Below are 4,317 nucleotides of genomic sequence, written 5' to 3' on the forward strand. Positions count from 1 at the left end.
GGGAAGTGGAGCGGGTGTACGCCGGGATGCAGGAGTGCCTGGCCCAGCACCGGTATGCCGAATACAAGCACTACAACGAAAGCTTCCATATGGCCCTGTGGGAGGCCGCCGGGAATCCCAAACTGACCCAGATCCTGGCCAGCCTGTGGAACGGCCTGTCCCTGGGTTTCCTGGTGACGGAAACCGATTACGCCAAGATCTCCTTCTTCGAACACGAGCAGCTGATGGAAGCCCTCCGGGCCCACGATCCGGAAAGAGCCAAAAAGCTCATGGACGAACACATGAAACGGAGTATGGACAATATCCTTACCAACTACCGGGAACAGGTGGGGAAGGGCGGGGGTGCGTGAGCGCCCCTTTTTTGGCCGCTGACCAATGAGTGCTGTTTTTGACAGCACTCATTTTGTATTTATGATATTATATCCAAATTTGTAGTCAAAAATCAGATAATTCCATAACCCCATTGACTCTTTCTGCCAATGGGGTTATAGTATCATCAAGAAATGGATACATTATCAAATATCAAAATTAATTCAAGCGCGCAGGATTGATGGAGAACAAAGGAGGAGAAAACATAATGTCACCCATTGCCATTACTTTGACTTTGCTGGTACTGGTCATCATCCTGTTTGTCACTGAAAAACTTCCCCTGGCGGTTACGTCCATGATCGCCCTGATGGTTCTGGTCCTTACCGGGGTACTGAGCCCCAAGGATGCCTTTGCAGGCTTTGTGGACAGCAACCTGATCCTGTTCGTGGCCATGTTCGTCATCGGCGGTGCCTTTTTTGAAACGGGCATGGCCAACAAGGCAGGGGGCATCGTCACCCGGTTTGCCAAAACCGAACGGCAGCTGATCGTTTCCGTGATGCTGGTCACCGGCATCATGAGCGGCTTTTTGTCCAACACCGGTACGGCGGCCATCCTGATCCCCGTGGTCATCGGCATCGCCTCCAAATCCGGTTTCGCCCGGTCCCGGCTGCTGCTGCCTCTGATTTTTGCGGCGGCCATGGGCGGGAACCTGTCCATCATCGGGGCCCCTGGTAACCTGCTGGGGAAAAGCGCCCTGGAAGCCATCGGTCAAGATATCAGCTTCTTCGAATACGGCTATGTGGGGCTGCCCATCCTGCTGATCGGCACCCTGTTCTTCGCCACTGTAGGCTACCAGTTCCTGCCGGACCATCAGGCCAAAGCCGGAGAAAGCATCTATGACAAGGCTCCGGATTTCTCCCAGGTGGCTCCCTGGAAACAGAAAGTTTCCCTGATTGTCATGGTCCTTACCATTATCGCCATGATCTTCGAAAAACAGATCGGCATCAAGTTCTACCTGTCCGGTTGCATCGGGGCTCTGGTGCTGGTGACGGTGATCCTACTGCTCAGCTGCATCATGACCAACTTCATGAGCAACTTCGGCACGGCGGCCCTTTTGATCCCCATCAGCGTGAACATTTCCGAAGCCATGGGGGCTGACCCCAAGGCCGTGATCGTAGCCACTGTCATCGGTGCTTCCCTGGCCTTTGCCACTCCCATCGGGATGCCGGCCAACATGATGGTGTTCGCCCCTGGGGGATACAATTTCAACGATTATGTGAAGGCCGGCCTTCCCATGGTGATCATCGGCTACATCGTCTCTCTTGTCCTGCTGCCCATCCTGTTCCCCTTCTATCCCTGATGGTACGGGAACATGTGAATAGAAAACAACCTGTGTGTTCAAGTATAAGGAGGAAATGAAAATGTCCAAAGAAGCCCAAGTCAAACAAATGACCGACATTATGGCCAAGTTCGTCGGCTACACCGCCAAGGTGCTGCCCGATGATGTGGCTGCCAAACTGAAGGAACTGGCCGAAAAGGAAACGGTGCCCATTGCCAAGCTGCTGTATGAAACCTACGCCAAGAACCAGAAGCTGGCCAAGGAACTGAACCGTCCTTCCTGCCAGGATACCGGCGTGCTCCAGTATTTCGTGAAATGCGGCACCAACTTCCCCCTCATCGGGGAACTGGAAGGGCTGCTGAAGGAAGCCACTGTACAGGCCACCTTCGCCACCCCCCTGCGCCACAACAGCGTGGAAACCTTCGATGAATACAACACCGGCAAGAATGTGGGGAAAGGGACTCCCACCGTGTTCTGGGAAATCGTGCCCGATTCCGACACCTGCGAAATCGACACCTACATGGCCGGGGGCGGCTGCACCCTGCCGGGCCACGCCATGGTGCTGATGCCCGGGGAAGGGTATGAAGGGGTCACCAAGTTCGTCCTGGAGCGGATGTACACCTATGGACCCAACGCCTGCCCGCCCTTCCTGGTGGGGGTAGGGGTGGCCACCTCTGTGGAAACCGCCGCTCTCCTGTCCAAAAAGGCTCTCATGCGTCCTCTGGGTTCCCACAATCCCAACCCCCGAGCTGCGGAAATGGAAAAACTCCTGGAAGAAGGCATCAACAAGATCGGTCTGGGGCCTCAGGGCATGACCGGCAGCGCTTCCGTACTGGGTGTACACATCGAAAACACCGCCCGGCATCCGTCCGCCATCGGGGTGGCTGTGAACATCGGCTGCTGGAACCACCGCCGGGGCCACATCATTTTCGACAAAGACCTGCATTACACCATCACTTCTCATAAGGGGGCTGAATTATAATGGCTAACAAAGTTGTGCTGCATACACCCATTAAATCCGAAGACATCGAGAACCTGAAAATCGGGGACATCGTCTATCTGACCGGCAAGATCACCACCTGCCGGGACGTGGCTCACCGCCGGCTCATCGAAGAAGGCCGGAAGCTGCCGGTGGACCTGGAAGGGGGCGCCATTTTCCACGCAGGCCCCATTGTCCGTCCCATTGAAGGCCAGGAAAACGCCTATGAAATGGTTTCCATCGGACCCACCACTTCCATGCGGATGGAAAAATTCGAAAAGGATTTCATTCCCCAGACCGGCGTGAAGCTGATCGTGGGCAAAGGGGGCATGGGCCAGGACACCATGGATGCCTGCCAGAAGTACAAAACCATCTTCTGTGTGTTCCCGGCCGGCTGTGCCGTGGTATCCGCCGTCCATTTCAAGAAGATCATCGACGCCCAGTGGAAAGACCTGGGGATGCCGGAAACCCTGTGGACCAGCGAAGTGGAAGAACTGGGGCCCCTGATCGTGGCTGTTGACACCAAAGGCGGCAACCTGTTCGAAGAAAACAAGAAGACCTACAAGAAACGGGCCGAAGAAGTATACGAGGAAATTATCCCCAACGTCCGGTTCATTAAATAAGCAACAAAAAAGGAGCTGCTGCACGTGCAACAGCTCCTTTTTTATGGTATCCTTATTCTTACAATGTGTGAAAAGGGGAATACTATGGATCGCATGAAAGGAAATCTGCTGCTGCTGCTGACGGCCCTGATCTGGGGCAGCGCTTTTGTGGCCCAGAGCGTGGGCATGGATTATGTGGGGCCCTTTACCTTCAACGCGGCCCGGAATCTTCTGGCCACCGGGGTGCTGGTGCCGGTGGTGCTGGCCTTTGGGGGAAAACGCCAGGGAAGCCTGTGGCAGCGGCTGAAGCCGGATGGAGTGACCCTGAAAGGGGGCCTTTGCTGCGGGCTGATCATGGGAATCGCCAGCAACCTCCAGCAGGTGGGCATCGCCCAGACCACCGCCGGGAAGGCCGGGTTCATCACCGCCCTGTACATTATCCTGGTGCCCATCCTGGGGCGCTTCCTGGGCCGGACGGTGCGGAAGATCATGCTGCTGTGCGTACCCATGGCTCTGGTGGGATTCTATCTCCTGTGCGTGAAGGGGGATTTCACCGTTTCGTTCGGGGATTTCCTGGTGTTCTGCTGTGCGGTGTTCTTCGCCCTCCACATCCTTTTTGTAGACCATTTCCTCCGGAAGGGAGCCAGCGGGGTGCGGGTGGCCTGGCTCCAGTTCGCCATGACCTGTCTTTTGTCCGCCCTGGGGGCCGGGATGTGGGAAAGTGTGCCGGCAGGGGGATTGGCCAGTGCCCTGTGGGCGGCCCGGTGGCCCCTTTTCTATACGGCGGGGCTCTCCAGCGGGGTGGCCTATACCCTGCAGATCATCGGCCAGAAATACACGGAACCCACCACCGCCACCCTGATCATGAGCCTGGAATCCGTGTTCGCCGTGCTCTCCGGCTGGCTGTTCCTGGGAGAAGTGATGACAGGACGGGAAATCGCCGGCTGCGTGCTGGTGTTCGTGGCGGTGCTGCTGGCCCAGGTGTGAGGGGGCTGCTGCAGAGACCGCAGGTCCCGTCAGCTGTCAACGGTCAGCGGCCGAAGAATCAATTTGCAGTCAGATTTTCAGGAATGGAAACGCAGCCTGCG

The 4,317-nt window shown here is 56.5% G+C and carries 5 protein-coding genes; all 5 read left to right on the plus strand.

Annotation, left to right across the window (positions count from 1 at the left end; all coding sequences use genetic code 11):
• Positions 1-350 (plus strand): GntR family transcriptional regulator (locus tag QVO43_RS07065; protein WP_288174700.1); only part of this gene is annotated, 350 nt, incomplete at its 5' end.
• Between the two features lie 227 nt (positions 351-577).
• On the plus strand, positions 578-1,669 hold the full coding sequence (locus QVO43_RS07070; protein ID WP_022487831.1) for an SLC13 family permease: 1,092 nt from the start codon (positions 578-580) through the stop codon (positions 1,667-1,669).
• A gap of 61 nt (positions 1,670-1,730) precedes the next feature.
• A complete protein-coding gene (gene ttdA / locus QVO43_RS07075) occupies positions 1,731-2,630 on the plus strand; it encodes a L(+)-tartrate dehydratase subunit alpha (RefSeq protein ID WP_022487832.1) in 900 nt (299 codons plus the stop codon).
• Positions 2,630-3,250, plus strand: coding sequence for a L(+)-tartrate dehydratase subunit beta (gene ttdB / locus QVO43_RS07080; RefSeq protein ID WP_022487833.1), 621 nt, complete (start codon positions 2,630-2,632; stop codon positions 3,248-3,250). The genes ttdA and ttdB overlap by 1 nt, the downstream gene beginning before the upstream one ends.
• 84 nt (positions 3,251-3,334) lie before the next feature.
• Complete coding sequence (locus QVO43_RS07085; protein WP_154487890.1) at positions 3,335-4,216, plus strand: DMT family transporter; 882 nt, start codon at positions 3,335-3,337, stop codon at positions 4,214-4,216.
• Positions 4,217-4,317: the final 101 nt, after the last annotated feature.

This window comes from Acidaminococcus sp. CAG:542 (assembly GCF_000437815.1).
In the GTDB taxonomy this organism is placed as follows: domain Bacteria; phylum Bacillota; class Negativicutes; order Acidaminococcales; family Acidaminococcaceae; genus Acidaminococcus.